The following is a 15,610-nucleotide window of genomic DNA, read 5'->3' as shown; positions in this document are numbered from 1 at the left end:
GCTTCGCGCTGGACCCCGATCTTTCACGCCACGCCGCAATCGAAACAGCAGACGCATTCGAGCGAACGTCGTTCTTCCTGAAAACTCATTTAAACGCGGCCAGCCAGCCACTTCCGTAAAGACCGCCACAATCGTCGACAGCGCTCATGATCGATGGTAAGACCATTTTCTAACCTTGCCACCAGTTGTCCACGCTGCGACGCCCCACGCATTCCAAGCCCGATCGCGGTCGAGTTGTGCCTCGCGACGATATCGAAGTGGAACAGGAAGTGGAACAGGACGTCGTCATCATCATCATCCTTCATCTCGTTCAACCGAATCCAAAGGGTGGGGGCAAGGTCGTATTCAATGCCGGCACGAAGAAGTACCGAACCCGAAGCGGCACGATTGCGGCCGTGTTTGTATGCGTCCGATCCAACATCTCTCGCCTCGCCACAGCCTGAGTCCACGGACTTTTCTAGACAGCTAAACGCACCGACGGGCAGGGCACGCTCTCTCTTCGGATACCGAGGGGAGGCCTACCTCGGCCACCGCGACGCCGGCGAGCACACCCATGTGTTAGAAACAAAGCGGAACACAGTCGTGCGCGAGGTTTGGCTGCCGACTATTGCTGGACCTTGCCGACCTATACCCAAGAGCCCGCATCATCGAAGCCGCCGCCCTCGGCGATATCCTGAGCCAATGATCAGCTATCCACCGTATCCAAGTCATGGCGCAGGCGATTTGCAAGGAGGAACTCGTGGATGACAGCGATATGAACTATTACGGGACGGAGCGCTCGAACGACTCGGACGAGGCGCGGATCGGCATTACCGAAGTCCGACGCAGTCTTAGACGGATCGTGGTGGGAGTTGACGGGATAGCCGGGTCGGAGGCTGCAGTGGATTGGGCGGTCAGTGAGGCGCAACTGCGCGGTGTTCCCATTCATGTGGTCATGACCTGGCAGGAATCGCAAATTTATGGTGCCGACGGGATCGGGACATTGGGAATGAATCCGTTGGAGGATACGGCCCGTGAGTTGTCAACGGCAACATCCCGCCAGGTCGCCCAACTGGCCAAAAACGCGTCGCGCGGTCACGATGTGATGATTACCAGTGAGGCAGTTGAGGGGCATCCGGCAGAGGCCCTCCTTCTTGCCGCGGAAGATGCGGCAATGTTGGTGGTCGGATCGCGAGGGCATGGCGGGTTAGCCGGTGTACTTCTTGGATCGGTGGGCCAGCATGTGGTGCCACACGCCCGATGTCCCGTTGTCGTGGTGCCGGATCTCATACATGAAGCCGACAGACCATAACCGTCCCAGACACACGGGGTCCTATCCCAGGACCCCAAGCTAGCCGGTAGCCCCACTGCAGAGTCCACGGCAGCTCCGTTCTGGCTCTAACGGAGGAACAGGTTCGCCCCGAACATTCGAACGTAGTGGTGCACGACTCGCTCAAAAACGGGTTGGTCGCTCTGGGCTGTGCTTGAGTGCGGCGCTTCGAAAATTTTTCCTGTTTGCCTCTCGGACTGGAATGTCACTATTTGGATGCAAGCGGAACGGAACTGATTGTGTCCCCGGATGGTTCATTTCTGGGATTGGCATCGGAAGCCTGATTTGCTGGTATTGGTTGTCGTCGCCTTGGTCCGATCGCCCCGATCACGCAGCCGTGAGTTCGACCTTCATCGTCGAAAAGAAACGTCACGTTGCAGATTGCCAGAGCAAGACAGCTATAACGGCGGGCGATCGGTAATGGAAGACAGGCGACGAATTAGTATTCGAAGTCTTTGATGGGGTAGCGATTTGGGTTACGAGCCATCAGAAAAAACGGACCGGAACTTCGCTGAGAACGTTCGTTCGTCATCGTTAGGCCGTCGGATGTCCGCTTAGAAAAGGACCAGAGAACTACGAACAACGCAGCATAGTGCGGCGTTACGAACGCTGCCCGCGATGCCTGATCCATAGATGACAGGTCATCTATGGTCTGAGCCTGTTGGTCTGCGGCAAAATAATACCTAATACGTGCTTCCGTGAACGACGTATATCTCAAGCTACCCAGAAAATCGATGAGCACTCGGCAGCCAGTCCGATGCGGGCTCCACTATCTCAGAAAGATTTTCTTGGATCGCGTCCCGCAAAAGAACGTTCTCCGCAATCTTCCCGAAACACGCCCGTTTTCGCGCGTCATCGGTCACGGGTTCAGCTGCACGCGGCACATAAACTGATTGTTGGAAGCATGAATGACCGGGCGATGGCCTTAGCAGAAAGATCACAAGTAGCCGTAATAGATCAAGCAGGAGGACCCACAATGACCAGAATGTTCGAACTGATCTCCGTGCGATTGTCGGACCGCAGCATGCTGCGCTCCCTCAGCCAGGCCAAGGTTCCTCTTACGTCCAGGCGGCGTGTCGTGCGTACTGGAGTCAGTGCTGCAGCGCTGATGCTTGTGGTCACGGGGTTGTCGGGCTGCTCCGGCGTCGGTGCCCCGCGCATACCCCCGACGGAGCTGGGATCGATAAACCTCGGCATGAACGCGGAGGTGGGTCCTGTCGAAGTCAGGAACCTACTTTTAGTCACACACGGCGAGGCCGAGCCCGCACGCCTCATCGGGGTTCTCTTGAATGGGTCAGAGGCAGAAGTCCAGGTGACGCTGTCAGACCAAGACGACGAGATCTCCGTCCCCCTTGATCCCGGGCAACAGTTTGCGTTCCAGGAACACCCGACCCTGTTCGAGACCGCTGATGATATTTCAGGTGCAGTAGCGGATGTCACTATCACCGTCGGAGCGGACAGCGAATCAGTGCAGATTCCGATACGAGACGGCAGCTTGAAATGGCTTGAGCCGTACATGCCCAACAGCACGAACAACTAAAAGATACGGATCAACGGCGACATTCGCGAGACCGCTGATACAACTGCACCTGCACCTGCTGCCTTCGCGCCCGGATGATGGGAATTGGACGGAACGGTGAAAGCACCAGCGATCTACGAACGAGCACCGAGGCGGTGAAATCGCTTCTCACAACGTCACGCGCGCTATTCGATTGCGCGGTCTATGGTCACGATGTACCAATGTTGTCGTTCCGGATTCTCGTTATCCCCCATCAGCCGTAGGCCCCTGAGCCCGGAAACTTTTACTGCCTGATAGGTGCCCATCTCCCTACTTTCACACGCCGCCCGCACTGGCTGGCTGGTCGAGACGGCTGGATCAAGCTTGTGGCAAACCTAAGCAGTTGCCGTGAGGCACTCATCCGCACCACGTTGCGAAGATGCTCTGCCGACGACACGATTCGGATAGTCAAAAGATGCCGATAAAGTCATGAGTTGTCTCGGTGAGCGTTGAATAGTTTTCTTAAGTAATAATTATTTAGGCTGCTCACAGGGGAATACCAGCCAAGATTAGCCTTGACATTAGCCGTTGATCAGTATATTCGGGCTAACGTTATACGTGTCCCGAGCACTGAGAGCGAGAGGCTAATTCGTGACTTCATCTTCGTCCAGCGTTTCTATCCGGAGCCGAGCCCCGCTAGCTATTACGGTAGCGATCATCGTAGGGCTGGTGATCTTGTTCTTTATCTTCGCCGGGTTGTATACCGATGTCTTATGGTTTGCCCAACTTGGTTTTCTCAACGTTCTGACCACACAGTGGACCGCTAACATCGTGCTGTTTCTGATCGGATTTGTGGCGATGTCTGTGCCCGTGTTCGTGAGCATTCAGCTTGCGTACCGCATGCGTACGATGTACGCGAAGCTGAGCTCTCAGCTGGACCGGTATCAGGAAGTCATTGAACCGCTGCGTCGACTCGCGATGTACGCCATTCCGGCGGTGCTGGGGCTGTTCGCGGGAATCGCTGCGGCCATGCAGTGGAAGATGATTCTCATGTGGCTCAATCGCACCACGGTGGGATCCACCGACCCGCAGTTCGGTTTCGACATCGCGTTTTACCTCTTCGACTTGCCGTTCTACCAGTCCGTGCTCGGATTCGCCTCAGCCGTCGTGCTTATCTCGACGCTCGTTGCCCTGGCCACGAGCTACCTGTATGGTTCCATCCGTCTTATCGGCCGGGAGGTTCTGCTGAGCAAGGCCGCCCGCGTGCAGATCGCCGTCACCGCGGGCGTCTACCTGCTGCTGCAGGCCGTGAGCATCTGGTTCGACCAGTACTCCACGCTGACGGCGCACGGCGACCTGATCACCGGTGCCGCCTACACCGAAGTCAACGCAACCATCCCCGGACTGGCGATTCTCGCTGGCATCGCTGCCGTCGTGGCGATCCTGTTCATCGTCACTGCCATTATCGGCCGCTGGCGCCTGCCCGTCATCGGCACCGCGCTATTGATCATCAGCAGTCTGCTGATTGGGTCCCTCTACCCGTGGGTGGTACAGCGCTTCCAAGTCGACCCAAGCGCGCGTACCCTTGAATCAACGTATATTGAACGAAATATCACCTTGACCCGAGACGCCTACGACCTCTCGGACATCGTCGAGATTCCCTACAACGCCACCACGGAAGCGACACCGGGCGCGCTGCGTGAAGACGCCGCTACGACGGCCAACATTCGTATTCTCGACCCGGCGCTGGTCAGCGACTCTTTCGCTCAACTGGAGCAGTTCCGTCAGTACTACCAATTTCCAGCCAACCTCAGCGTGGACCGGTATGAGATCGACGGCGTTTCACAAGACGCTGTCGTCGCCGTTCGCGGGCTCAACCTCGACGGTCTCAACGACGGAAACACTTGGGTCAACTCCCGCACCATCTATACCCACGGCTATGGCATCGTTGCCGCCTACGGCAACGAGCTTTCCACCGACGGCCAGCCGGTGTTTCTCGAGTCGGGCATTCCGACCACCGGAGAACTTGGTGATTTCGAACCACGCATCTACTTCGGAACGACCTCCCCGGAATACTCCATCGTGGGCGCTCCCCAAGGCACGGAGCCCATCGAGCTGGACTACCCGTCCGGAGAGGACGGTGCCGGCCGGACCTACACGACATTCAGCGAAGACGGCGGGCCCAAGCTCGACAGCGCCTTCAAACGCGTGCTCTATGCACTCAAGTTCCAGTCCGAGCAGATTTTCCTTGCCAACTCCGTCAGTGACGAGTCGCAGATTCTCTACGACCGTGACCCAATCACGCGTGTGCAAAAGGTTGCCCCGTATCTGACCCTCGACTCTGAGGCCTACCCCTCCGTCGTTGACGATAGGGTGCTGTGGATCATTGACGGATATACCACGTCCGCGGAATACCCATACTCCACCCCGGTAGGCCTAAGCGAAGCTATCACCGACACGGAGACCCCGCCGCAGCCCTTCGCGTTGGATAGCGTCAACTACATGCGCAACGCGGTTAAGGCCACCGTCGATGCTTATAGCGGCGAGGTGGTTCTCTATGCCTGGGACGATGAAGATCCGCTGCTACAGACCTGGCAGAAGATCTTCCCGTCCACGATCAAGCCGATGAGCGAGATGAGCGGTGACCTCATGAGTCACGTACGCTACCCAGCCGACCTGTTCAAGGTACAGCGCGCCATTTTGGGTCAATATCACGTAACCGACCCGAGTTCGTTCTACTCCAAGGACGATGCCTGGATTACCCCGAACGATCCGAACTCTCCAGCCGAGGACCTCACCCTGCAGCCGCCGTATTACCTCACCATGCAGGTACCCGGTACCGACGAGCCCTCGTTCTCGCTGTACTCCACCTTCCAGCCTGAAGCCACCGGCGAGTCAAGCCGAAGCGTACTGTTTGGCTACCTCGCCGTCGACGCTGACGCCGGAAACGTGGACGGAGAACGCTCAGAAGGCTTTGGCACCATGCGGTTGCTCAACCTGCCCAAGGACGGCACCGTTCCCGGCCCCGGCCAGGTACAGAACATCTTCAGTTCCGATCCGACGGTATCGACCGAGCTCAACCTGCTGCGTCAAGGGGCGTCTACGGTGCTCAACGGTAACTTGCTCACCCTCCCGGTCGGCGGTGGACTGCTCTACGTGCAGCCCGTCTACGTGCAGTCCACAGGTGAGACCAGCTACCCGTTGCTACAGAAGGTACTCGTTGCCTTCGGCGACCAGATCGCCTTCGAGGACACTCTCGATCAAGCGCTTGACACCCTCTTCGGAGGAGACTCTGGAGCCGATGCCGGAGACGCGAGCGTTCCGGTGACCGGAGGTGCCACGACCACAGTCAACCCGACCGAAGGCACGGACACCAGCACCGACAATGCGAAGACCGACGTCGAACTGACAGCGCTCCTAGAGGCCGCCAACACGGCGCTTACCGAAAAGCAGGCTGCTCTGACCGAGGGTGATTTTGCCGCCTACGGTGTCGCAGACGACAGGCTCGCGGAAATCATCGCGAGCATGCTGGCGCTGCTCGGCGAGTAGCCCGGGCGCTCGATCCTTGGCGGGCTGAATGAACCGCCGGCGGCGTCGCTTCAGTCCGGCAGGCATTGCCGTATCCCAATCCCGTGGCATCTCAGACCGCCGCCAAAAAGCTGCGGCATAAAAGAAAAACACATCAGATTGTCTCAATAATTTGACGGGCGCACTATCACCTCCGGAGAAGCCAAGGACCTCGCGGCACCCGTCGGCAGCCACGCCGACGGCCGAGACGCGCGTTGAATATGCTCGGCTGATGAGGCAAGGAATCGACAACGCCAAGGCGTGCCGCAATCGGTCCCCGCGCACAAAGCGCTCCGCACCGCAGGTTGCCCAGACGCTCGCGGACGCTGCCCCTAACTTGCTCACGGGGAGACGCGGACGACTGCCGCACCATAGTACGACCGCGAGGCTTTCGCGTTTCTCCGGCTTGCTCCTCAGCGAACGCCCCGACGACGTCGACGACCGCGTCGTGCTCGGCCGCTGGGAAGGGGACCTTGTCTGCGGGGCGTTCAACCGGTCGGCTAGTGCCACGCTCGTGGAGCGCACCACCGGGTTCCTCCTGCTCGTGGACCTGAACGGCAAGCACGATGCTGTCACCGCGCACGAACGCGTCGGCACGGCGATGGCAGTTCTACCGTCGCGTCTCAGGAAATCGCTCACCTGGGACCAAGGATCGGAAATAGCCGAGTATCTTCACTTTCAGGAGGACACGACGATTCCGGTTTACTTCTGCGACGCCCATTCGCCGTGGCAACGAGGCTCGAACGCCTCGCTAAAGTCGCCGCCAAGATCAACGCTCGACCACGCGAATCACGTAGTTGAGAACCATTCCAACGCACTTCGATAGGCTCAAGGAAATAGGCCATATTTGATCAAGTGTTGCGGCGTTGGTTAGAAAACATTGTCGAACTCAGCCTGAATCAGCTGCGGGCGCTATCGCATCACAAACAGATCACCCAGCACTTCTGCGTTCAGGGCTGGTCAGAGGTCACTAGGCGGGTGCCGTGTCGATGCAGACGATTTTCGACATTGCTAAACCAAAACGGAATGCCATCTGGGTCATCTTCTACTCCTACGCGCTTGACCCGGATGATGGAATCTACTATGACGCCCAGCCGATCTTGCAGATGAGCTACAAACTGATGATGCTCGCCTACAACATGGATGACGACACGTTCTCGCCCGGCTACGGGGCGCCGCTCCGACTGCAGAACGAGGTCCAGCTCGGCTTCAAGCTCGTCAAGTGGATCAAAGGGATCGAGTTCGACGAGCACTTCTTCGAAATGGACGGGAGCCTGGCCGGGTACAACAACGGCCACGAATTCTTCGGCTATCGACAGTCCATCTAAGTCCGACATGATGACCGATGTACTGGGCCGATCTCTCCGCGATCTACGTATCAAAGAAGAGCGATAACGTACGTTCCGATATGGGATTCCTTTGTGAGGCGGTATTTTCAGTCTAAGCTTTCGCGTGAGCGGGGCTATGGTCAGTGACCAAAAAGGACGGGGCATTATGAACACCACCTTAAACAGCCAACTGACAGATGCGTTAATCAATACACGCCGGTTCTTCCAGAAGAACGAATCCGTGTCTGCTGATGGTCGTGCTCTCCTCAAATTAGGTGGACGTTCGGGGGATTCGTTTTATCGGGACCGCTGGAGTCACGACAAGGTTGTCCGGTCTACTCACGGAGTGAACTGCACCGGCTCTTGTTCGTGGAACGTGTATGTCAAGGACGGCATTATCACGTGGGAGACCCAAGCCGTCGACTATCCCACTACAGGACCGGACAAGCCCGAGTATGAGCCGCGTGGATGCCCGCGGGGCGCTTCTTTCTCGTGGTACACCTATTCGCCGACGCGCACGCGGTATCCCTACATTCGTGGTGTTCTGCTCGAAATGTATCGGGAGGCGAAGGGTCGGTTGAAGGATCCGGTCCTTGCTTGGGCAGATATCACCGAAGACCCCGAGCGGTCGACTCGCTACAAGCGTGCGCGCGGCAAAGGTGGTTTAGTGCGAGCAAATTGGGATGAAGCGATCGAAATCGTCGCGGCCGCTCATGTGCATACCATTCGCAAGTGGGGGCCTGACCGAGTCGCGGGTTTTTCTCCTATCCCGGCGATGTCGATGGTCTCCCACGCATCTGGCGCCCGATTCGTCAATTTGATCGGCGGTTCGATGTTGAGCTTCTACGACTGGTATGCCGACATGCCGGTTGCTTCCCCGCAGGTGTTCGGTGACCAGACCGACGTGCCCGAATCCGGTGATTGGTGGGATTCCAGCTACTTGATGATCTGGGGCACGAACGTTCCGGTAACACGGACCCCAGATGCACATTGGATGGCCGAAGCGCGTTACCGTGGCCAGAAAGTCATCGTCGTGTCACCCGATTTTGCCGACAGCACCAAATTTGCCGATGAGTGGCTGCATGCTGAACCCGGCACCGATGGTGCGCTCGCGATGGCAATGGGGCATGTGATCCTCAAAGAGTTCTATATCGATAAGCAGACTCCCTATTTCATCGACTACGTGAAGAAATTCACCGATCTGCCGTTCCTGGTCACCCTGGATGAGGCAATAGACTCCGCCGGCGAAACCACGTTCACCGCGGGCAAGTTCCTGACCGCTTCAGATCTCACTGATGAGGTCGAACCCGAGCAGGAAAACGGCGATTTCAAAACGGTGCTGATTGACGCGGCCACGAACGAGTTGGTCGTCCCGCCGGGCACCCTGGGCCACCGTTATGGTGAAACCGGCGAGGGCAAGTGGAACCTCGACCTCGGCGACATCGACCCCAGACTTTCGCTGATTGATCACGCTGATGAGCGTGTTCCCGTCGATATGCCACGCTTTGATTCTGGTCAAGGCAACGTCGGTGTCATCCGGCGGGGGGTGCCGGCGCGGCGCGTGGCCGGACGGCTCGTCACCACGGTGTTCGACTTGATGCTGGCGCAGTATGGCGTGGGACGCCCGGGTCTTCCTGGGCTATGGCCTACCGGCTACGACGATGCTGAGTCTCCCTACACTCCGGCATGGCAGGCTCGGATCACCGGCGTCACAGCAGAGCAGGCCGAACGGATCGGGCGCGAATTTGCGCAGAACGCCGAGGATTCGAAAGGCCGCTCGATGATCTTGATGGGTGCGGGCACCAATCACTGGTTTCATTCCGACACTATTTATCGTACTTTCCTGACGATGACGACGATCACTGGCTGTCAAGGCGTCAATGGCGGCGGCTGGGCGCACTATGTCGGTCAGGAGAAGGTCCGTCCGTTGACTGGATATACCCAGCTGGCGAACGGTCTGGATTGGCTGCGGCCGCCTCGCAACATGGTGCAGACCGCCTACTGGTATCTGCACACCGATCAATTCCGTTATGACCAGTTTGGCGCGGACACGCTGACGGCCCAGACGGGCAAAGGGCAGCTGGCGGGCAAAACTACCGCTGATGTGATCGCCCAGTCTGCGCGGCTTGGTTGGATGCCTTCGTACCCGACCTTTGACCGCAACCCATTACTGATTGCCCAGCAAGCACGCGAGGAGGGCAAATCCACCAAAGACTATGTAGTCGGGGAGCTGAAAGCTGGCAGATTGAACTTTGCTGCCGAGGATCCTGACGCGCCCGAGAACTTCCCACGCGTGCTGTCATTGTGGCGCGCGAACCTGTTCGGGTCATCCGCTAAAGGTAATGAGTATTTTTATAATCACCTTTTGGGGACGTCGCACACCGTCAGCGCCAAGGAGACGGCCGAGCGGTTCCGCCCCAAAGAGGTCAAGTGGCATGACGAAGCGCCTATCGGCAAGCTCGATCTGCTGACGACGCTTGATTTCCGAATGACGACGTCGACGCTGCTCTCGGACATTGTGTTACCTGCTGCCACCTGGTACGAGAAGTATGACCTGTCTACTACGGACATGCATCCCTTCGTTAACTCGTTCAATCCGGCTATCTCTCCGCCCTGGCAGTCGCGTACCGATTGGGATGCCTGGCAACAGATCTCACAGGTATTCAGTGAACTGGCTGTGCGCCACCTTGGCAAGCAGACAGACGTGGTCGCTGTTCCCCTGACCCATGACACACCGGATGCGATGGCGTCGCCACACGGCCGGGTGCGGGACTGGAAGTACGGAGAATGTGAGCCTGTGCCCGGCGTCACGATGCCCAAGATCGTCGAAGTTGAACGAGACTACACGGCGGTCGGTGACATGATGCGGGCCATCGGGCCACTCATGGACACATTGGGTGCCACCACGAAGGGAGTCACCTTCGATCTGCGCCCGGAGATTGCCGAGCTCAAGAAGAAGAACGGCGTCGTGCGAGGCGGTCCCGCCGATGGTCGGCCCGACATCCTCAAAGACGTGCAGGCGTGCGAGATGATTCTGGCGTTGTCCGGCACAACCAATGGTCGTCTGGCCACCGAGGGCTTCAAGACGCTGGAGAAACGCACAGGTATTCTCCTGCACGACCTGGCTTCCGAACACGAGGGTAAGCGCATTACTTTTGCCGATACGCAACGCGGCCCGGTCCCGGTGATCACGTCTCCGGAGTGGTCTGGAACTGAAACTGGTGGGCGACGTTATTCGCCGTTCACCATCAATGTTGAGCGGCTCAAACCATGGCACACACTGACCGGCCGACAACATTTCTACCTCGATCATGACTGGATGATCGAGCTGGGCGAGGGGTTACCAACGTTCCGGCCTCCGCTGGACATGACGGCGCTTTTCGACGAGCCCGAAATTGGTGACACCCCGGGCAACGGTATCTCCGTGCGTTACCTCACCCCGCACAACAAGTGGTCTATCCATTCGGAATATCAGGACAACCTGTTCATGCTCTCGCTCTTCCGCGGCGGTCCCACTATTTGGATGTCTCCGCAGGATGCGGAGAAGATCGGCGTGAAGGACAACGAATGGATTGAAGCGGCCAATCGCAATGGCGTGGTCAACGCGCGCGCGATCGTCTCGCACCGAATGCCGGAAGGAACCGTCTTCATGTATCACGCACAAGACCGACTCATTGACATGCCCATCTCTGAGACGACCGGGCAGCGTGGCGGAAACCACAACTCGTTGACGCGGTTGATGATCAAACCCACCCATATGATCGGCGGTTATGCCCAGCAGACCTTCGCGTTCAACTACATGGGCCCAACGGGAAACCAGCGCGACGAGGTCACGGTGATCCGACGTCGCAATCAGGAGGTTACGTACTGATGAAGATCATGGCACAGATGGCGATGGTGATGAACCTCGACAAGTGCATCGGATGCCATACGTGTTCGGTCACCTGTAAGCAGGTGTGGACCAACAAATCGGGCTCAGAACATGCCTGGTTCAACAATGTGGAGACCCGGCCCGGTCAGGGATATCCGCGAACCTACGAAGACCAGGAAAGGTGGAAAGGGGGCTGGACACTCAATAAACGAGGTAAACTCAAATTAAAAGCTGGCGGTCGCCTGAAAAACCTGGCCACCATCTTCTCCAACCCGAACCTTCCTGGTCTCAAGGATTATTACGAGCCATGGACCTACGATTACGAAAATTTGACAACGGCACCAGCCCAAAAGCACATGCCGGTTGCCCGCCCCAAATCCCTGCTCACCGGTGAGGATACGAAAATCACCTGGTCCTCGAACTGGGACGACGACCTCGCCGGATCCGTTGAGCACGGCCACAACGACCCGATCCTCAAACAGGTCGGCGACAAGATCAAATTCGAGTATGAGCAGGCATTCATGTTTTACCTGCCTCGCATTTGTGAGCACTGCTTGAATCCTTCATGTGTGGCGTCCTGCCCGACGGGAGCGATATACAAGCGCGAAGAGGACGGCATCGTCCTGGTCGATCAAGACCGCTGCCGCGGCTGGCGACAGTGCGTGACCGGTTGCCCCTATAAGAAGATGTATTTCAACCACAAGACCGGCAAGGTAGAGAAATGCACGTTCTGCTACCCACGCATCGAAATCGGCCAACCCACGATTTGCTCCGAGACCTGTGTTGGACGCTTACGCTATCTCGGGTTGATGTTCTATGACCAGGATCGCGTCCTGGAGGCTGCATCTACCCCCGACGAACATGGACTCTACGAAGCGCAGCGCAACGTATTCCTGGATCCTAAAGATCCAGAGGTGATCCGACAGGCACGACTGGCCGACATTCCCGAAGACTGGATCGAGGCTGCCCAGCGATCACCGATCTGGGCGCTGGTCAACGAATACAAGGTTGCCCTACCGCTGCACCCCGAATATCGCACCATGCCGATGGTTTGGTACATCCCGCCGTTGTCCCCGGTTGTAGATGCAGTCGGAGAGACTGGCGAAGACGCGGAGCAGAAAGACAACCTGTTCAACGCCATCGACCGGTTGCGGATCCCGATCGAATACCTCGCCGGGCTCTTCACCGCCGGCGACACCGCACCCGTGGATACCGTGCTTCGCAAGCTGGCCGCCATGCGTTCGTACATGCGAGACATCAACATGGGTTGGGAGGAGAACGAATCCATTGCTGAGTCAGTTGGTATGACCGGGCAAGAGATCAAGGATATGTACCGGCTGCTAGCAATCGCCAAATACGAGGAACGCTACGTCATCCCGCCAGCCCATTACGAGGATGCGCACAAGCTGGAGAACATTGCCACTGAGTGTTCGCTGAACGTAGATGGCGGCCCCGGCATGGGTGGAATGGATGAAACATTCGGCACGAACCTCAACCAGGGCGCCGACCCCGGGATCGGGATATTCGCCGGACCAGGACGGCCTGAAGGTGTACGGATCAACCTCTTGAACTGGAACGGCAAAGGCACCCCCGATGGTCTCTTTCCCAACGGAGACGACCAACCGTGACTCCGCGAGTGCCCAAGCTCAAGTATCCGCCGGACGTGTTAACGCGCACCTGGCAAGCTACGTCGATGTTGATGGATTACCCCGACGATGAACTTATTTCGCATCTCAACCTTCTCACCGAGGTTGTGGCTACATTGCCGACAAAGCTCAGCACCGGCCTGCAGCAAACAATTGACCACCTGTCTACCCATCCGATTTATGAATCACAAAGCAACTATGTAGACACCTTCGACACACGAAGGCGAGGTTGCCTGTTCTTGACCTACTTCTCCAATGGCGAGACTAGAAAACGAGGCATGGCGTTGCTTCGTATCAAGCAGGTCTACACGGCCGCGGGACTTGTGCTCACCAACGATCAGTTGCCCGACCACCTGTGCGTCGTCCTTGAGTTCGCTGCCACCACTAACCAGCAGGCCGGTCTGAAAATAATTTTGGACAATCGAGCCGGTCTTGAATTGCTCCGACTCCATCTCAATGAAACCGACTCGCCGTGGCGCGGAGCGCTGGAAGCAGTGTGTGCAACGTTGCCCGCACTGAAAGGCAAGGATCACGAAGCGGTGGAACAGCTCATCGCAGAAGGTCCAGAAGACGAAGAAGTGGGCCTTAGCCCCTATGGAATGCCCGATTTGCTACGAATGCCCGGAGGCGCAGGATGAATGTCTTTGATATCTTCTTGTGGCTGATTTTTCCTTACATTTGTCTCACCATCTTCGTTCTCGGTCACATTTGGCGCTACCGCTATGACAAGTTCGGTTGGACATCCAGATCGAGCCAGATGTATGAGGACAGTATTCTGCGTTGGGCCAACCCGATGTTCCACTTCGGTATTCTGGCTGTCTTCTTGGGCCATGTGATGGGGCTGGGTATCCCGAAAAGCTGGACCGATGCCCTCGGCGTTTCGGAAGCGATGTATCACTTCATGGCTATCTCGGTAGGAGCCATTGCGGGCGTTTTCACCATCGTCGGATTGATCGGTTTGCTCTACCGCCGTCGCTTCACTAAAGCTGTGCTCGGAGCAACGACCAAGATGGACAAATTCATGTATCTCATGCTTCTCATCGTGATCCTGACCGGACTGGTCAACACCGGCTCTGGCGCCATCGGCGACTACAACTATCGCGAAGGCGTCTCCGTCTGGTTCCGGAGCATCTTCTACTTCAACCCACAACCCGAACTCATGGTCAGCGCCCCACTCAGCTTCCAACTCCACGGCTTCCTCGCCATCACGCTGTTCGCCGTTTGGCCCTTCACCCGGCTGGTTCACGCATTTACTGCCCCGGTGAACTATCTGTTCCGCCCATATGTCCTCTACCGCAGCCGCGACGATCATGAAGGATCTCGCTCACGTCGCCGTGGCTGGGACAAAGTCGACACTATCCCCCGCCGCCGCTGACCGCGGAGTATGCCAGTTCAATGGCCGCAGTCAATATTGCTGACGCTGACATTTCCGATAGCACGCCCATCAAACCGTCTCAAAACCTTGACGAGCCCATAGCGAGACCGGGGCGTTCTGGACCAGCTTCCTCCGGTCGTTAAAGACCCGCGATCTCGACGGTGTCAAGCTCGTCATTTCCGACGCGCACACCGGATTGAAGAAGGCCATCGGCACCGTGTTCCAAGGCGCCAGCTGGCAACGTTGCCGAGTGCACCAAATGCGAAATATTCTCTTGATCGTGCCGCGGGCCTGCCAGGAAATGGTCGCCAGCGTCATCCGCACCATCTTCGCCTCGCCCGACACCAAGCACGTTCAGACGCAGCTCGACGAGGTCACCCGCATGCTCGAACGCTCCCACCCCAAGGTCGCCCTGATGCTCCACGACGCCCGCAGCGACCTGCTCGCGTTCTGCGGGTTTCTGCCCAAACACTGGTGGTAGATCTGCTCCATCAACCCTATCGAGCACCTCAACAAAGAGATCAAGCGCAGAACCGACGTCGTCGGCGTGTTCCCCGCCCTGCGGCGCTGTTCTACCTCGCCGGCGCTGTCCTCGTCGAGCAACACGATGAGTGGGAAGCTTCAACCTGCCGCTACTTGTCGGAGGGCTCCATGCGCCAACTGGACGCGTTCAAGGATGCCCTCGCAACCGTTGACGCCAGCATCCTCAGGGGGTGATTCCCTTTCCCGAACTCACTGCAGCATAATCAGCACCACTGACCTGTATGGTGTCGAGAAACTCCACCGCTCAGCGGGACGTGACCGTTTTTGGGTTGATGGTCATATCATCAAGAGAGACCTTGAGCAGGTCATGACGTTTGTTGAAGCCCGCTCAACCACACCTGTGGCTGATGCAATGGCCTCATATTTTGAGCCCGATCCCGTACCACGAAAGGACACCATGCACGCCTCCGAAACACTCCGTACAAACTTGCAGTCCGTTCTTGTCGACCTGATTGCGCTGCATCTGCAGGGCA

At 57.7% G+C, this 15,610-nt stretch carries 10 protein-coding genes and 1 pseudogene; all 11 read left to right on the top strand.

Annotated features, from left to right (window positions below; all coding sequences use genetic code 11):
- Positions 1-257: 257 nt before the first annotated feature.
- Complete coding sequence (locus tag CXY75_RS00635) at positions 258-443, top strand: hypothetical protein (protein ID WP_146069298.1); 186 nt, start codon at positions 258-260, stop codon at positions 441-443.
- Between the two features lie 296 nt (positions 444-739).
- Positions 740-1,291: a universal stress protein gene (locus CXY75_RS00630; protein WP_233201645.1), complete on the top strand. Its 552-nt coding sequence runs from the start codon at positions 740-742 to the stop codon at positions 1,289-1,291.
- Between the two features lie 994 nt (positions 1,292-2,285).
- Positions 2,286-2,849, top strand: a complete 564-nt coding sequence (locus CXY75_RS00625; RefSeq protein ID WP_104080954.1) for a hypothetical protein — start codon at positions 2,286-2,288, stop codon at positions 2,847-2,849.
- Positions 2,850-3,458: 609 nt separating this feature from the next.
- A complete protein-coding gene (locus CXY75_RS00620; protein WP_199182312.1) occupies positions 3,459-6,356 on the top strand; it encodes a UPF0182 family protein in 2,898 nt (965 codons plus the stop codon).
- Between the two features lie 250 nt (positions 6,357-6,606).
- Positions 6,607-7,200 carry an IS30 family transposase gene (locus CXY75_RS00615; RefSeq protein ID WP_104080953.1) on the top strand — a complete coding sequence of 198 codons (594 nt, stop codon included), beginning with the start codon at positions 6,607-6,609 and terminating at the stop codon, positions 7,198-7,200.
- Positions 7,201-7,363: 163 nt separating this feature from the next.
- Complete coding sequence (locus tag CXY75_RS00610) at positions 7,364-7,702, top strand: molybdopterin-dependent oxidoreductase (RefSeq protein ID WP_233201646.1); 339 nt, start codon at positions 7,364-7,366, stop codon at positions 7,700-7,702.
- Between the two features lie 166 nt (positions 7,703-7,868).
- Positions 7,869-11,573 carry a nitrate reductase subunit alpha gene (locus tag CXY75_RS00605; RefSeq protein ID WP_104080952.1) on the top strand — a complete coding sequence of 1,235 codons (3,705 nt, stop codon included), beginning with the start codon at positions 7,869-7,871 and terminating at the stop codon, positions 11,571-11,573.
- A complete protein-coding gene (gene narH / locus CXY75_RS00600; protein ID WP_104080951.1) occupies positions 11,573-13,201 on the top strand; it encodes a nitrate reductase subunit beta in 1,629 nt (542 codons plus the stop codon). Before CXY75_RS00605 ends, narH begins: the two co-directional genes overlap by 1 nt.
- An 8-nt stretch (positions 13,202-13,209) precedes the next feature.
- Positions 13,210-13,857 carry a nitrate reductase molybdenum cofactor assembly chaperone gene (gene narJ, locus CXY75_RS00595; RefSeq protein WP_233201643.1) on the top strand — a complete coding sequence of 216 codons (648 nt, stop codon included), beginning with the start codon at positions 13,210-13,212 and terminating at the stop codon, positions 13,855-13,857.
- A complete protein-coding gene (gene narI, locus CXY75_RS00590) occupies positions 13,854-14,594 on the top strand; it encodes a respiratory nitrate reductase subunit gamma (protein WP_104080949.1) in 741 nt (246 codons plus the stop codon). Before narJ ends, narI begins: the two co-directional genes overlap by 4 nt.
- 100 nt (positions 14,595-14,694) lie before the next feature.
- Positions 14,695-15,311, top strand: a pseudogene (locus tag CXY75_RS20205) (transposase); the annotation flags it as partial.
- Between the last annotated feature and the right edge of the window lie 299 nt (positions 15,312-15,610).

The organism is Cryobacterium sp. Y11 (assembly GCF_002929535.1).
GTDB lineage: Bacteria > Actinomycetota > Actinomycetes > Actinomycetales > Microbacteriaceae > Cryobacterium.
Note: the sequence above shows the minus strand (reverse complement) of the source record. Positions and strands in the feature narration are given on the sequence as shown.